Annotated in this window: 15 protein-coding genes and 3 pseudogenes; 9 read left to right on the top strand and 9 right to left on the bottom strand. The window is 36.1% G+C overall.

The window, feature by feature from the left end; translation table 11 throughout:
- From amaP to HFD15_RS13320, 3 genes and pseudogenes are all read right to left on the bottom strand, one after another.
- On the bottom strand, positions 1-359 hold a 359-nt coding region (amaP, locus tag HFD15_RS13330), incomplete at its 3' end, for an alkaline shock response membrane anchor protein AmaP (RefSeq protein WP_167593805.1).
- 34 nt (positions 360-393) lie between these two features.
- Entirely contained in the window at positions 394-636 is a 243-nt protein-coding gene (locus HFD15_RS13325; RefSeq protein ID WP_003131025.1) for a GlsB/YeaQ/YmgE family stress response membrane protein, read from the bottom strand.
- Between the two features lie 192 nt (positions 637-828).
- Positions 829-1305 (bottom strand): annotated as a pseudogene (locus HFD15_RS13320) (IS6 family transposase); the annotation flags it as partial.
- Between HFD15_RS13320 and HFD15_RS13315 the strand changes: the two are divergent.
- Positions 1297-1410: pseudogene (locus HFD15_RS13315) on the top strand (IS6 family transposase); the annotation flags it as partial. The pseudogenes HFD15_RS13320 and HFD15_RS13315 sit on opposite strands and share 9 nt — an antisense overlap.
- 141 nt (positions 1411-1551) lie before the next feature.
- Here HFD15_RS13315 and HFD15_RS13310 read toward each other — a convergent pair.
- The 6 genes from HFD15_RS13310 to HFD15_RS13285 all read right to left on the bottom strand — a co-directional run bounded on the left by HFD15_RS13310 (position 1552) and on the right by HFD15_RS13285 (position 8063).
- Positions 1552-3150: a multicopper oxidase family protein gene (locus HFD15_RS13310; RefSeq protein ID WP_167593758.1), complete on the bottom strand. Its 1599-nt coding sequence runs from the start codon at positions 3148-3150 to the stop codon at positions 1552-1554.
- Positions 3151-3169: 19 nt separating this feature from the next.
- Positions 3170-4555 (bottom strand): CHAP domain-containing protein, encoded by a 1386-nt coding sequence (locus tag HFD15_RS13305; protein WP_017865325.1) that lies wholly within the window; start codon positions 4553-4555, stop codon positions 3170-3172.
- 248 nt (positions 4556-4803) lie between these two features.
- Positions 4804-5019, bottom strand: a complete 216-nt coding sequence (locus tag HFD15_RS13300) for a DUF2933 domain-containing protein (protein ID WP_017865326.1) — start codon at positions 5017-5019, stop codon at positions 4804-4806.
- A complete protein-coding gene (gene lgt / locus HFD15_RS13295) occupies positions 5004-5831 on the bottom strand; it encodes a prolipoprotein diacylglyceryl transferase (protein ID WP_278216442.1) in 828 nt (275 codons plus the stop codon). The genes HFD15_RS13300 and lgt overlap by 16 nt, the downstream gene beginning before the upstream one ends.
- A gap of 178 nt (positions 5832-6009) precedes the next feature.
- Positions 6010-7407, bottom strand: a complete 1398-nt coding sequence (locus HFD15_RS13290; RefSeq protein WP_167593756.1) for a cell wall metabolism sensor histidine kinase WalK — start codon at positions 7405-7407, stop codon at positions 6010-6012.
- The gene (locus HFD15_RS13285; protein WP_167593755.1) at positions 7395-8063 is read right to left on the bottom strand and encodes a response regulator transcription factor; all 669 of its coding nucleotides are present in this window, start codon (positions 8061-8063) and stop codon (positions 7395-7397) included. Before HFD15_RS13285 ends, HFD15_RS13290 begins: the two co-directional genes overlap by 13 nt.
- A 952-nt stretch (positions 8064-9015) precedes the next feature.
- On the opposite strand from HFD15_RS13285, the gene HFD15_RS13280 reads away from it, so the two are divergent.
- The 8 genes and pseudogenes from HFD15_RS13280 to HFD15_RS13250 all read left to right on the top strand — a co-directional run bounded on the left by HFD15_RS13280 (position 9016) and on the right by HFD15_RS13250 (position 14544).
- Entirely contained in the window at positions 9016-9522 is a 507-nt protein-coding gene (locus tag HFD15_RS13280; RefSeq protein WP_167593754.1) for a CopY/TcrY family copper transport repressor, read from the top strand.
- Positions 9523-9542: 20 nt separating this feature from the next.
- Positions 9543-9914, top strand: a complete 372-nt coding sequence (locus tag HFD15_RS13275) for a cupredoxin domain-containing protein (RefSeq protein ID WP_017865331.1) — start codon at positions 9543-9545, stop codon at positions 9912-9914.
- A 71-nt stretch (positions 9915-9985) separates the two neighbouring features.
- Complete coding sequence (locus tag HFD15_RS14440) at positions 9986-10258, top strand: cupredoxin domain-containing protein (RefSeq protein ID WP_017865332.1); 273 nt, start codon at positions 9986-9988, stop codon at positions 10256-10258.
- Between the two features lie 111 nt (positions 10259-10369).
- The gene (locus HFD15_RS13270; protein ID WP_017865333.1) at positions 10370-12340 is read left to right on the top strand and encodes a copper-translocating P-type ATPase; all 1971 of its coding nucleotides are present in this window, start codon (positions 10370-10372) and stop codon (positions 12338-12340) included.
- 13 nt (positions 12341-12353) lie between these two features.
- The gene (locus HFD15_RS13265; protein WP_017865334.1) at positions 12354-12581 is read left to right on the top strand and encodes a heavy-metal-associated domain-containing protein; all 228 of its coding nucleotides are present in this window, start codon (positions 12354-12356) and stop codon (positions 12579-12581) included.
- A 114-nt stretch (positions 12582-12695) separates the two neighbouring features.
- Positions 12696-13903: pseudogene (locus HFD15_RS13260) on the top strand (type II restriction endonuclease); the annotation flags it as partial.
- Between the two features lie 160 nt (positions 13904-14063).
- A complete protein-coding gene (locus HFD15_RS13255; RefSeq protein WP_023189918.1) occupies positions 14064-14303 on the top strand; it encodes a heavy-metal-associated domain-containing protein in 240 nt (79 codons plus the stop codon).
- Between the two features lie 13 nt (positions 14304-14316).
- Complete coding sequence (locus HFD15_RS13250; protein ID WP_023189917.1) at positions 14317-14544, top strand: hypothetical protein; 228 nt, start codon at positions 14317-14319, stop codon at positions 14542-14544.
- Positions 14545-14622: the final 78 nt, after the last annotated feature.

The following is a 14622-nucleotide window of genomic DNA, read 5'->3' as shown; positions in this document are numbered from 1 at the left end:
GAAACAGCGATTTTTGAGTTTTTAAGGTAATCATTTTCTTTTACTTTTTCACCTACAAAACCTTCAATGGCAGACTTCTTCAAAGTTAAATCTCCATTATTTGAAGTGAGTTGTACATCCATATAGGTTCGAGGGTAAAAAAGGATTACAATCAAGGCAATAATTAATATGACTGTTAAAACGATGTTCCCCCAAAACAAATAGTCTGCCATATATTTGCCTATGAAGGGAATGTTACTAGAGGTCGTTGTCCCCCAATCATACTCCATGAAATTGTAATAATCCCACGTCATTGGTAGAACAAGCGTAAGTAAAAGGAGATCAAGGATAATGAGTATTATTTTCTTTCCAGTTGCCAAAACTCCTCCTTTCTTGATCTTAAGATATTAAGATCTAGTGATTCATTCTAGATAAGAAGAAGGAAACTACAGCAACCACAATCACTGCACCAACAATGGATGGTATTAATGCCATGCCAGCAAGCGAAGGTCCCCAAGTTCCAAGTAAGGCTTGACCTACAAAAGATCCAACTAACCCTGCCAAGATATTAGCAATCCAGCCCATTGAACTTCCCTTATTTGTAATCGCACCAGCGATTAAACCGATTAATGCACCAACAATTAATGACCAAATCATAAGCCACCTCTTTCTAAAGATTATAATATGTTTCTTACTTTAATCTAACACATTTAGAAATCGCATTCAAGAGATATGATTCCTTTTTTATTTAATAACACCAGTAGTTGTGGTACTTCAAATAACTAAGAAAATAAGGTTCTGTTGCAAAGTTTCAATACTGAGTACAAAAGTCCCATTCTGATACTTTGACTATGCTGGTATACCCATCAAAACTTTAATTTCAGTAGATGCCGAAAAGCCGAAGAGCGTTCCATTTCTTCGGTTCTTTTTGTATATGCCTCTCAATGCTTCTATGCCCTTAATCGTAGTTGATGCAGTACGAAGACTTTGATAAAGTTTTTTTCGACGTTTAACAGGTCTATGACCTTGCTCAATTAAGTTATTGAGATACTTGACTGTCCGGTGCTCAGTTTCGCTGTATAGCCCCTGCTTTTGTAACTTCCTAAAAGCACTAGCAATTGATGGTGCTTTATCTGTCACGATAACTTTCGGTTCCCCAAACTGCTTGTATAGTCGTTTAAAGAAAGCATAAGCAGACTGAGTATTTCTCTTTCGTCTTAGCCAAATATCCAGTGTCATGCCTTCTGAGTCGATTGCACGATAGAGATAATGCCACTTCCCTTTAATTTTAATATAAGTTTCGTCCATTTTCCACGAATAAAAGGCATGGAAGCCATCCGAGGATTATATAAGAAAACCCGAAAAGAAGGCACTCTCTTCGGGTTTTCGGTCTGTACTGAAATCAAGGTATTATTGGGAATCCCAGCTTAAATCATAGATACCGTAAGGGATTTTTTTCTTTATTTAAAACTTTGCAACAGAACCTTTTATAATATTTCTTTTTAGAAGTCAATTTATCATTTAACCGTGCTAGATTCATATTTTAAGTAAAAAACATATACTTCGTTCTATCTATTTCACAGTAAAGCTTGCCATCATTCCATTATCTTCATGATTTAAAATATGGCAGTGCACCATCCAGACACCTGGTTCATCAAATTTGATAGCAATATCTGTCTTTACTCCTTGATCCATTGGATAAGTATCATACCACGTCGTATCATTTGTTGGTTGACCATTTTTTTCAACAACTTGGAAATGCGCTCCATGAATATTCATTGGGTGTGACATACCTGCCATGGTATCCGCATTTTCAAATTGAACTTTATACATTTGTCCCACTTTAACATTAAAGGTTCCTGTATCTGGGAATACCTCACCATTAATCATTTCTTTCATTTTCATTCCTGACGTATTCATCTCCATTTCTTCGGTCAGTCTCATACTAATATCAGGAGATTTATCTAAGACATATTTTGCTAAATTATCTGTTTTTAGAGGAACGAATGGAGATATTGCCTTAGTTTTGTTGTTACCTTTGTATTTTATTTTTACCTTAGCATTTCCATCCTTGATTGTGTAAGTTTTATTATCTTTTCCTATAAGCGCAACCTCAACATCTAAACGTTGTCCAGGTGCTATCTTGAAATTCCGTACTTCATAGGGTTCTTCTAAGTTATAACCATCCTTCGCAATAACTCTAACCTTGAAAGGAAATTTAACCGTTTTAAAATTATTGGCAGAGGCATTAACAAATCGCAACTTCCCAATTTGTCCTCCTCCAAGTTCAAGGTTTGGAGCTACTTTCTTACCATTTATCGTATCACTAATTGAATCACTTTCACTCATATCCATATCGTCCATATTCATTCCAGACATCTTGGATTTCTGATCATTGTTTTCTAGTGTATCTCCTAGCATCATAATTTCATCTAGATCATAACTTTTATCTGCCTCTGTTCGTACAATTACAGGAGCATACATCCCTTTCGTTACCTGATTTTCCACTGGTCGATAATGAGAGTGAACCCAGAAAGTCCCAGACTCTTTTGGTGTGAATTTAAATGTATTTTTCTCTTTTTTCTTTAATGTAATATCTGGGCCGTCTTGATTATTAGGGATACTCAGACCATGCCAATGAATATTGGTGGTTGTACTGCTGTTATTTGAAACCTTTATTGTTGCTTCTTTTCCCTTATCAAGTACGATAGGCACACCAGCTAGATAGCTGTTCTTTGATTCATCAGTATACTGGTAATGTGTTTCTTTCTTTCCTGCAATTTCTGAGATAGTAGAAATTATATTAACCTTCACATTTGTAGAACTTTTTTTTGAGGTTATATTATAGGAATCGTCTTTTAATTGCTGCTGATTATCAATAGAGCTACTTCCCGACGAACAAGAAGCAAGTAATGATGTAGTTGCTAGAACAAAAACTCCCATATAAACTTTTTTCTTTAATTTCATCTTTTCTCCCTTAATTTCATTTTTTTGTTCAATGTAAACTAAAATAGGTTTTATCATTCTTGATGGAAATATTACATTAATCTTTACACCAATATTATGGAGGAAGGGAACGTTTAACTTAAGCGGAAAATTTGTCCAACTAATGCTAATAGGTATATAAATTTTATTGAATGATAAAACTAGAAGCACTTCTTTTTTTATCATTTTATAATCTAAAGTCTTCCTAATTTGGAAGTAAGAAAACTACATTTTGAGGACTTAAATTTTTACGTACATTTCCCCAAGGGAATGTACCACCATATCCTGCTTCTTGTACATCAAAGGTACCATCAGGGTGAACTGCCGTAACAACTGCAACGTGACCATAAGGAGAACTACCACTAGTTGTTGAGGTGCCATAGCCAGTGAATTGATCAGTGAATCCTGAGGCAATTACACCAGGTGCTAACGAAGTACGACGAAGGACTCCTTGACTGACTCCATTGGTTCCCCAAAAACCACCATTCCCATTTACAATGTTTGCAATATAAATTCCTTTTGCTGCAAAATATTGCCAAACATAATCTGTACAACCTCCTCCGGCATATGGATTATAACCTGGGGTTCCTGTTTTAGGTGGAGTTATTGAGTCATTTCCGCTCGAATTATTTGTAATGGATGTATTTGAATCACTCGAAGCTTTACTGCCAGCAACAGTATTTGAGGAGTTATATGAATCGTTTGAAGGAGTATTTTCAGATGCTTCACTTGAGGTGGTAGTTGAACTATTTGAAGGTTTGCCACCAGAAGGTGTCGTTGAAGTACTGCTAGCTTTATTATTTGAAGTTCCCTTAGTACTATCATTTAAAAAACGCGTTTGATTCTTATAAGTTTCTTCTGCAACTGCCTGAATTTCCGCAATCTTTTTGGCTTTTTCTGCTTCTTTCTTTGCAACTGCTTCTGCGGCCGCTCTTTGTTTAATTAGACTAGCTTTCTTATCTTGAGCCGTTTCAATTATTGCTTGGTAATTTAAAGTTGCAACTTTAAGTTCTGCTTGTTGGGTTCTCAAATCAGTAGCCTGAGCATCAAGATTCTTTTTAAGATTTTCATATTGATTATAATTTTGTTTAACTGTATCAGATTTTTGATTAAGGCTTTTCTGTTCCTTGATTTGCTCATTAAGCATTTGTTTATTAGCACTAGATACAGTAGCAATTGCCGTAATTCTCTGAATGGCTTCCGTTAATGATTTTGAGTTAATCACTGCGTTGAGAGAACTATTTGATGTATTGTTGAGCTGAGCACTACGAGCTTGAGCTTCAAGGGCATCTGTACGCTCAGCTATACTTTGAGATAGTTTTTCTATCTGTTCATTAAGAGCTCTCGCCTGATTCTTAGCATCCTCAATTTTTTTCTTAGTATTTTCCTGTTGTTTTAATAAATTATCTACTTTTAACTGGATGGTATCAACTTGAGATTGTGCTTTATCTTTTTCTGATTGAGCGCTTGCAATAGTCGCTTCCTGTTTAGCAATATCAGTAGTTGTATCTGCGATAACCTCAAAAATAGGAGACAGTGCAGACAAAGTAACTGTTGACATTACTAGACTAGAAATAATTTTTTTCTTCATATTAGTTTTTATCATTCCTTTGTTTCTAAAGAAACCTTATATTTTTAAATTCAATTTCTTACTAAACTATTCCTTTAAAGTAAAGAGCTTGAATATGGAGAAACGTTTGAACTCCGTTGATATTGATTTTGTATTCTTTCACTTTTCTCCTTATCTAGAATTATTCCGCATTTTAGCAGGGAGAAACCTATACTGATTGCTTGTCCAAAATATTTTGTATAGGCTTCTTGCTACTAAAAGTAGCTTGCTTAGTAGATATGTCTCTTCAAATCTTCTAATTCTCTTGACATTTTTTCATTCTGAGATTTTAACTCTTCAATCTCAGCTTGATGAAATTCATTTGCTTCATGATTAGAACTTGATTCAGAATGTTTACCATGCATTCCCTTCATCATAAAGAGCATCATGAGAGGGCAAATTAAGATAAAAGCATAGGGGATGATAGATGTTATGAACTGTGGCAATTTTTTTGCCCTCCTTTAGGTAAATTGTAGACTTCAACATTTTTAATTTTAAAGCGTCTGTAAAAAATAAGATAGGTTCCGATTAACACAAAAATAAGCGACAAAACTTGAGAAACTCGAAGCATTCCAAACATCAAACTATCTGTTCGCATTCCTTCTATAATTAATCGAAGAGAACCATACCAAATAAGGTAAAAACCAAAAACTTCTCCTCTGAGTATGCTTTTTAGACGGTGTCGGAAAACAATGACGATTATAAAACCTATTAGAGTTCCTAAGCTTTCAAAAAGAAATGTAGGGATTCGATAACTACCATCAATATACATCTGATTTTGAATAAATGACGGCAACCAATCTAGATTTTCGACTACTTTTCCATAGGCTTCTTGATTTACAAAATTCCCCCATCTACCGATGGACTGACCCAGAAAAACTGCAGGTACAGCTACATCAAGAATATCCATTGGATTGACCATACGATAATAACTAAAGATAAAAAGAACGATTGATCCTGCAATTAAGCTTCCATAAATTGCACCTCCTCCGTCCCAAAGAGCGATAATTTCATTGGGATATTTGCTATAGTAACTCCAGTTAAAGATGACATAATAGAGTCTAGCTCCAACTAAACCTGAAGGCACAGCCCAAATAACAAAGTCAATTATATCTTCGCCTGTTAGATGACGATAAGGCGCTTCCTTATAAGCTAACCAGACACCAATACCTGCACCTCCAACAATAAGAACCGCATACCATCTAATCATTAAAGGGCCGAGTTCAAAAGCAATTTTATTTATTGTCAATGATATCACTATTTATTCCTCTTACTTCTCAAATAAAATGTGCCAATGAACCACAATAGAGGAGTTGTTGACGTTATTATCACTCTCATGCTTCATTGGCAAATTTTATTTTAATGAGATTATTATATCTAACGAATTTGCAGAACTTGTGCAGAAAATAAAAAAACACTGAAAATAAATTAGTGTTTTAACTATATGGGAGTTCAATAATGAATGTAGTCCCTTGATTTTGGATACTCTCTACAACAATTTTTCCATTATGCTTTTTAACAATGTCCTGAACAATTGCTAAACCTAGTCCAACACCACCCGTTTTTCGAGTTCTAGACTTATCTACTCGATAAAATCGTTCAAAAATATGTGGGAGGTTTTTCCTAGGAATCCCCTCACCTTTATCTGCAATAACGATTTTAAAATTTTCTTTTTCAGGAGTAACAGTAAGTTGAATATCTGATCCCTCAGTGGAATATTTGTAGGCATTCATCAAAAGGTTGACTAATACTTGTTCCATACGTATAAAATCAATATTCGCATAAAAATTTCCTTCTCCCGAAACTAAAAGATTAATCTTCTTTTGACTAAACATCCCTGTGACTTTACTAACCACCTCTATAGTCAATTCTTTGATTAATACCCGATGTTTTTCAACTTTAAATTCATTTTCTTCTAACTGTGCAAGGTTCATTAGATTTTCCGTGAGCTGTGTGAGTCGGTTACTTTCTTCACGGATAATACCTAAATATTGGGCCTTAGCTTCAGGAGTCGTTGAAGAACGACTGGCAATATCTGCATAGCCTTTAATAAATGTCAGCGGAGTTCTCAGCTCATGAGCAACAGCTGAAAGAAACTCATCGCGTTCTCGTTTCATAAATTCAAGTTTTTCTGCTAAATTTTCAATTGATTTTGCTAATTCTCCCAACTCATCTTCTGTATCTACATTTAATCGAATTGATAAATCACCTTGTGCAATTTTCTCTGTTCCTGATTTGATTTTTAGCAGCGGACGGGCTACCGTACGAGTGATATAGAAAATAGCTAAGACTGTTATGAATAGAGTAATCACTACTAAAACGGCAAAAATTCCCGTAAAATTGAAGACCATTTTCTGAATCTGGTTTGTTGACAAAAACATATAAACAGATCCTAAAATTTTCCCATTTTTTTGAATAGATGATTTTGAGACAATATATTTATCTCCTAACCAATGATAATGGAGAGTCTCCGTCTTACTCTTTGTTTCATTTCGAAGTTCTGAAATATGCTTGGACATTTGACTATTTATTATTTGTGATGATTTTAATGTTTTCCCATAAGGGTCTTGGACTACAATAGCTGTTTGGCTGCTTCCTTCTTCCATCAGTACTACATGTTCTATCGTTTCAGCACTAAAATCTCCAGAAAGAACCAAAGCATGATTCTGTCCCTGAGCTACGACTGAATCAACTTCCTCACGTACCCATGTATTAACAATGAGAAGATAGAGACTAATAAATAGACCTAACTCAATTGCTACTACTACTGCCAAAAAAGACCCGCCTATTTTAACAGAAATTTTTCTTTTTCGTTTTTCCTTTATTTTTGCCATTTATAGCCTACTCCATAAACTGTAAGTAGAGAACTATCTACATCAAAACCTTCTTTACGAAGTTTTTCACGCAGATTTCTTATATGGGAGTCCACAGTACGATTATCAACATCCGCAGTAAGTCCCCAAATATGTTCAATCAATTGTGCCCTACTGAAAACATGGTTCTGATGTGTCAGAAATATTTCTAGCAATTGGAATTCAATCGGAGTAATATCTAATAGTTTTTGATTGATGCAGGCTTGAAAATTTTCTTTGTCCAATGTTAAATTTTTAAACCCAATTTTATCAGAAGACACTGTTCTTCTTAAAATCGCTTCAATTCGGGCCAACAAAATTGTTTCATCAAAAGGTTTTGTGATATAGTCATCCGCCCCATTTTTTAAACCGAATGCAATATCTGTATTTTGTCCTTTAGCAGTCAACATAATAATAGGTATTTCACTAAATTCTCTTATGCTTTTACATACAGACCAACCATCTAAATCTGGCATCATCACATCAAGTAAGATTAAATCAAAGTTCCCCTCAGCAACACGTTGAATTGCTTGAACTCCAAAATTTTCTTTTTCACAGTGGTAAATTTCTCCCTCTAGATATAACCCTAACAAATCTAGCATTCGCTGTTCATCATCTACTAATAAAATATTTTTCATTATTTCAATCGCCTTTCACATTCTATTATACATATTTTAAATAAAAATGCTCAGCCAATATTTATAGATTTTAAAAAATTTAGCTTTATACGAATAACTCAATCCTTATCATGCATTAGCTACTGCTACTACAAATATTTTTTATCTAAAGGAGTTTCAGCAGGAATTTCTACCCTCCTCTATCAACAAATATCTAAGCTATTTGTTGTTTTAACAGTTTGATGAGCCATTTTCACATAATCCTCACAAAATTTACAAGACATTCTCACAATTTGATATATTATTTCATTATATTTTATTTCTTAAGTTTAGTTTTTCACCCTTATTGATACCATGTGTCATATTTCTGGTGGAACACTCTCTTGTTTTTCATGCAGTATACCCCCTTCACCTTCTTATAATTTTTATTTTCTAGTTTTATCAAATCGCAGCACCATTGCGTAGTCGCATAGGCTATCGACAAATTCATTAATTCACTATAGCTAAAAGATTAATAACCATTTCAAAAATTGGCTAGAAAGCATCTGATACAACATAAAGCACATGGTGATACAATCTATTCCAAACACAAAATAGAAAAATCTATTGTAACTAAGTGAATAATATGTCCAATTCAAAAACCAGAAGATGCCTTACGATAAAAGTTTTTAATTATAACAAAAGTTAAAATGTAGACCATACTAAAATGGCTTAATGGATGGTATGAGTAGTTAGATTTTTTGAATTTCCCTAATCCAAAAAACTTGGATCAAAGAATATTGTTTCGGTGAGCTCAATTTTTTGAGAAGTGAATTTTTGTATTAAAAACATATTGTAGACGGTTTTACCTTATGCTAATTCTCTTTGTATACACTGCTAAATAATCAAAACGATAAAACTACATACGTAGTTTTATTTGACAAATCAAATCTACAAGTGTAAACTTTAATTAATAAAAAAGAAAGGCATAGTAATGGACATCAAAAATCACAACTGTCACCATGCAACATCTCTAAAACTTACAGGACTGACAAGCACGACAACAAATAATATCAATACTAATGACTTCAATATTTCTGATAGCGAACTGGTAGTCATGCGGATTGTTTGGTCTCTAGGAGCAACAACGGCTGATCAGATTTACAGTAAGTTGGACAAAACCTATCAGTGGGCACCATCCACCATCAAAACATTCCTGGCAAGATTGGTAAAAAAAGGATTACTTACTAACCAACGCGTCAGTCGAAAATACGTTTATCAGGCAACATGTACGGAGGACGAGGCTATTGCTCAGATGGCTCAGGATTTTATGCACAAAATTTGTGCCCGAAAACATACGAATGTCATTCTGGAAATGATTGATGCGAGCAACTTCACTGAGGATGATAAAGTAGCTATTGATGATAAAATAGCAGAGAAACCTTCAGTCACTGAAGTCGCCTGCGATTGTCTTGATAATCTGCAATATTACAGCTGCTAATGTTATAGAAAGGAGTTCCTATGTCTCAAATTATTGTTCTCATCGTTGGACTCGTCCTAATCGTCTTTATCGCCTGGTGGTTCTTTGGAAAACACGAAGTAAGTCAAGAATCTGCTACTATAAGCGCTGATGGGCAAAGTGCAACAGTAGTGGTCAATGGTGGCTATAATCCTGCTGTCCTGAAACTAAAGCAGGGCGTTCCTGTCAAATTGACCTTCAACCGCAAAGACCCTACGACTTGTCTTGAAAAAGTAGTTTTTCCAGATTTTGGTGTGGATGCGGACTTGCCAGTTGGGCAGGATGTTGTGATAACCATTGACACCTCGAAAGCTGGAGAGTATGAGTATTCCTGTGGTATGCACATGTTTCACGGCAAAATCATCATCAAATAACAGAAGAAATTACACTTAGAAAATTTAAAAATCATATATCACTCAACATCTATTTAAAAGGAGAAACTAAAATGTTCGGATCAAAAATTAACAACAAAGTTGCGGTTACAGTCGATGGCGGGTATTCCCCCGCAAAATTCAAACTCAAAGCGGGCGAACCTGCTGAAGTCACCTTTACCCGCACAACTGATAATGGCTGCACACAGCAAATTATCTTCAACGGTGAATTGCGTGACTTGCCACTCAATAAACCTGTCACTTTCGTCTTCAAACCAACTGAAAAAGGTGATCACGAATGGACTTGTGGAATGAAAATGGCAAAAGGTCATTACACTGTCAAATAATTATTTACAGAATATTAGCTCGGTTTATAAGAAAACAAAAATAAGTGTTAAATATTTTGACGCTAACAAAAATCGAGCGCCTGCGCAATCGCAGTTCAAAAGGAGAAATTGATGTCAGTTACAAAACGTTTTATCATTGGTGTCATCGGCTCAGTGCCTTTACTCATCAATATGTTCATGGGCTTTGGCGGTCACATGTTAGGTGGCGAAAAATATGGAGTCTGGATTCTGTTTGTATTTGGTTCTCTGGTTTACTGGTTTTCGGGGCTACCATTTTTGCGCACAGCCATTGCCTCTTTCAAAAATCATCATGCCAACATGGATACTCTGGTGGGATTAGGTACTACGATAGCATATTTTTATAGCCTTTACGCAATGTTCACGCGTCCTATGGGAACTTACTTTGAGGCGGTTGCTGTCGTCATCACCCTAATACTCTTAGGTTCGGTCTTTGAAGAACGGATGAAAGCCTCTGCTTCCTCAGCCGTTGACAAGTTGATGGACTTGCAGGCTAAGGAAGCAGAAGTTCTGCGAGATGGCGAATTTGTCAAATTACCGATTGAGGAAGTCATCGAAGGTGACCTCATTCGCATCAAGCCAGGCGAAAAAGTCGCAGTTGATGGCGAAATCGTTGAAGGAACGTCAACTTTGGACGAATCCATGGTAACAGGCGAGTCTATGCCCGTTGAAAAAGGCCCTGGCGATGCCGTCATTGGAGCCACGCTCAATAACACGGGTGCTTTCACTTTCAAAGCCACTAAAGTCGGTAGCGACACCATGCTGTCAAACATTGCTGAGATGGTACGGCAAGCACAAAATTCGCGTGCACCAATTCAAAAAACGGTCGATACAATCTCCAATATCTTTGTGCCCATCGTTTTAATGATTTCGATTTTGACTTACATCGTTTGGTATGTTTTCCTAGGTGCAAGTCCTGTCACTGCGCTTATTTTTGCAGTGTCGGTTATGATTATTGCTTGTCCATGTGCACTGGGAATTGCCACACCAACCGCTCTTATGGTGGGGACGGCCCGCTCGGCCAAACTTGGTATTCTCATCAAAAATGGTGAAGTGTTAGAAGCTACTCACACCATTAAAACTGTCGTCATGGATAAGACAGGAACCATCACTATTGGTAAACCACAAGTGACTGATCTTGTTTCAACAGGGAATTTTGCGGAAAATGATATTTTACGAATTGCTGCAGGACTTGAAGGCTCATCGGAGCACCCACTGGCCTTGGCTGTGCTCAATGAAGCCAAAGACAAGCAGGTTCTCCCTGCAACGATTGAGCATTTTGAAGCCATTTCTGGAAAAGGTGTGAAAGCCTTAATTGACGGCAAGCAAGCTTTTATTGGAAATGACCGTCTAGCCGAAGATTTCAACATGACATCAGAACTGAAAACACAGATGACGGAGCTCCAAGCACAAGCTAAAACCGTTGTCTTAGTCGGCTATGACAATCAAATCATTGCTCTCATCGGCATTCAAGATGCGCCAAAGGCTAGCTCTAAGGCCGCCATACGGGCTATGCAAGAAGCAGGATTCCGCACAGTCATGTTGACTGGAGACAATCACTTGGTTGCACAAGCCATTGCGGACGAAATCGGTATTGATGAGATCATTGCTGACGTAATGCCAGGGGACAAAGCTCAGAAAATCAAAGAGTTACAAGAAAATGGCCCAGTTGCTTTTGTTGGCGATGGAATCAACGATGCGCCCGCATTATCAACAGCTACCATAGGAGTGGCCATGGGTTCTGGAAGCGATATTGCCATTGAGTCAGGTGGTATTGTACTGGTCAAGAATGATTTGATGGATGTGGTAATATCACTCGTCTTGGCACGTAAAACTTACAATCGTATTTTACTCAATCTTTTCTGGGCGTTTATATACAATATCGTCGGTATTCCAATCGCCGCGGGCCTGTTTAGTACTTTGGGACTAACCCTTTCTCCAGAGCTTGCTGGACTCGCCATGGCATTAAGCTCAATCACCGTAGTCATTAGCTCTCTTTTATTGAATAACGTACATTTACCTAAAGGCAGTAAAGTTTTGGCAACAGGTCAAGGCAGTCAGTAAGGAGCTTTCATCCATGAAAAAAGTGATTGCAAAGATTGAAGATATGCACTGTGAGCATTGTAAACATGTCGTCGAAAATGCTATTAGCAAAATAAATGGCGTTAAATTTGCTAATGTGGTTCTGAAAAACGATGAAGCTGTTATCAAATTTGATGAAAGTGAAATTCAGCTGTCAAAAATCAGTGACGCTATTGCGGACGTGGGCTACGACGTCCGATTTTATAGGCTTGCTGACTTATAAATAAAAAAGTCTGTCATAACTGACGGACTTTTTTTAAATTTATCATATAATACATTTAGAAAATATAGGTAATATGGATAAGATTTATTTAATCATTACAAAAAGTGTAATAGTTTGCTCTATCACCACTGGTTTATCAGAAGTGAAAAACGCTTGAGGGCCTTTAAACAAGTTAGAAAATATAAGCAAGAGCTTATTGATAGCATTAACAATGTCAAATTTCCACCCGACATCAAAGGGTCTACTCTTGAAAAAGTTATGGATGTAATTGCAAGTCAGTCTGAGATTTTCAAAGGCGCACAACACGCTTTTATGTGGAAATCCAAACTAAGGGCTCCTGGTATTTATGAAAATCGTGAAAATCAATTAACTCTTGCTGATAGTCTCAACCAAGTGCTCAGAAGTAGTCAAGAAATCAAAATGTTGACGGTCGTTAATATAATGGCTGAGAAGAAAATCAGGGGGCTTGGGGCTGCAGTTGCCAACATTCTTTATTTTCTTGAACCAAGTATTTTTCCCCCTTTTAACACCGCAATTGTCGATGATTACAATTATTTGACAAAATCAAAAATTCGACTGGGCAAGTAGGAAGATTATTTCAAACTACGTGACGGTATCATCGAACTTAATCTACTGGGCGGTTTATTTTCAAAAGATTTAGGTGCAATTTCCACTTTTATGTATGACACTGGTAAGCTCAATTATGTCATTCGTGAAAATGAAACCATCACTATCCAGGTATCAGAGAACAAAACACTGGAAATTGTGCAAAATAAGCTAAGAAAAGATGAAACAAAAAATTTACACCAGAAAATTCAATATCAATTAGCAACCTCAGATAACGCAATTGGTTATCAGGCTTGGATTGCTTCGAATGACCACAGTCGCATGGTTGATGGAAAGCGACTCGGCGATTTTTCACTGCCTAGTTTGCCGCAAAAAATTCAAGATTTACCGGATCACCTGCGTAAAACAATTGGATTGATGTCATTTAGTTTGCTAAAGTGGGAAAATCTGTATGTGCTTTTGAAATTGAAAAATCAACTTCTATTATGTCAGGCATGAATCGCATGGATGACTTGTCCTCTATCGATTAGGAAAATATAATGATGTATATTGTCTCGCCCGAATCGCGTGAGGATGAGATTCTGGCACAGTTCAATCGTCCGCAGCATTACATGTATAACCAAAACTTTCATGACAATTTGCGATATATTCTGTTTGAAGATTTGTAGAACAATGTATCCTTTATGAAACGATTTGGTAAGGTTTTTATGATATTAGCCCCAATTTCTCATTATACAAATGGTAAATTGGTACAGTTTAGAAAAATAAAATGGATGCACCTCACTTTTTGTACTATCATGAAAACACACTATCTTCACAAGTTCTGCAAATTCTTTTTTTATAATAATTATATTAATAAAAGCATATTGTCTACATATACAACTAAAAAATTTTTCTAAAAAGAAGGTTAATTCCATGGTACTAACAAAAATATCTGCCAAAATTGAAGAAATGCATTGTAAAAAATGCCAAGAATCTATTAAGCAAGCGATTTCCGAGGTAACTGGAGTGGTTGCTGTCAGAACTGATTCACAAATCGATGTTACTCAAATTACTTATGATAGCTCTATACTATCCTATCGTGATATTAACAATGCCGTCAAACTTGCAGGTTTCAAAATTTCATACTATTTTGATAACAAAGTAATAAAATGAGGGGAGAGGATAAATGAAAAATATCCGTGTAAAGATTTATGGAATCCATGATAAAGTGAGCGTAGATGCAGTTAGAGTAGTCATTGAAAATACACAAGAAGCCATTTTTGCTCATGTTTTTTTAGATGGTTGGGCCATTATCAAAGCTCGTACTCCATCTCAACTATCAGACATTATTCAAGCACTAGAGCGAGCGCAATATCAAATTTCATGCTACTCATACTATGTTCAGATATCATAATTGGTTCTGTTGCAAAGTTTTAAATCTACTATCAAATAAGGTAGAATAATAGAAAAAGATAGCAGGAGGAATGACGAT

The sequence above is a fragment of the Lactococcus sp. EKM203L genome, from assembly GCF_011800585.1.
GTDB lineage: Bacteria > Bacillota > Bacilli > Lactobacillales > Streptococcaceae > Lactococcus > Lactococcus lactis.
The sequence above is the reverse complement of the archived record's forward strand: the minus strand, read 5'-3'. Positions and strand labels throughout refer to the sequence as shown.

What these genes read in the sequence shown, in the direction of transcription:
- HFD15_RS13325 (WP_003131025.1), bottom strand. Translation starts at nt 636, where the DNA reads ATGATTTGGTCATTAATTGTTGGTGCATTAATCGGTTTAATCGCTGGT.
- HFD15_RS13310 (WP_167593758.1), bottom strand. Translation starts at nt 3,150, where the DNA reads ATGATAAAAAAAGAAGTGCTTCTAGTTTTATCATTCAATAAAATTTAT.
- HFD15_RS13305 (WP_017865325.1), bottom strand. Translation starts at nt 4,555, where the DNA reads ATGAAGAAAAAAATTATTTCTAGTCTAGTAATGTCAACAGTTACTTTG.
- HFD15_RS13290 (WP_167593756.1), bottom strand. Translation starts at nt 7,407, where the DNA reads ATGGCAAAAATAAAGGAAAAACGAAAAAGAAAAATTTCTGTTAAAATA.
- HFD15_RS13285 (WP_167593755.1), bottom strand. Translation starts at nt 8,063, where the DNA reads ATGAAAAATATTTTATTAGTAGATGATGAACAGCGAATGCTAGATTTG.
- HFD15_RS13280 (WP_167593754.1), top strand. Translation starts at nt 9,016, where the DNA reads ATGGACATCAAAAATCACAACTGTCACCATGCAACATCTCTAAAACTT.
- HFD15_RS13275 (WP_017865331.1), top strand. Translation starts at nt 9,543, where the DNA reads ATGTCTCAAATTATTGTTCTCATCGTTGGACTCGTCCTAATCGTCTTT.
- HFD15_RS14440 (WP_017865332.1), top strand. Translation starts at nt 9,986, where the DNA reads ATGTTCGGATCAAAAATTAACAACAAAGTTGCGGTTACAGTCGATGGC.
- HFD15_RS13270 (WP_017865333.1), top strand. Translation starts at nt 10,370, where the DNA reads ATGTCAGTTACAAAACGTTTTATCATTGGTGTCATCGGCTCAGTGCCT.
- HFD15_RS13265 (WP_017865334.1), top strand. Translation starts at nt 12,354, where the DNA reads ATGAAAAAAGTGATTGCAAAGATTGAAGATATGCACTGTGAGCATTGT.
- HFD15_RS13255 (WP_023189918.1), top strand. Translation starts at nt 14,064, where the DNA reads ATGGTACTAACAAAAATATCTGCCAAAATTGAAGAAATGCATTGTAAA.
- HFD15_RS13250 (WP_023189917.1), top strand. Translation starts at nt 14,317, where the DNA reads ATGAAAAATATCCGTGTAAAGATTTATGGAATCCATGATAAAGTGAGC.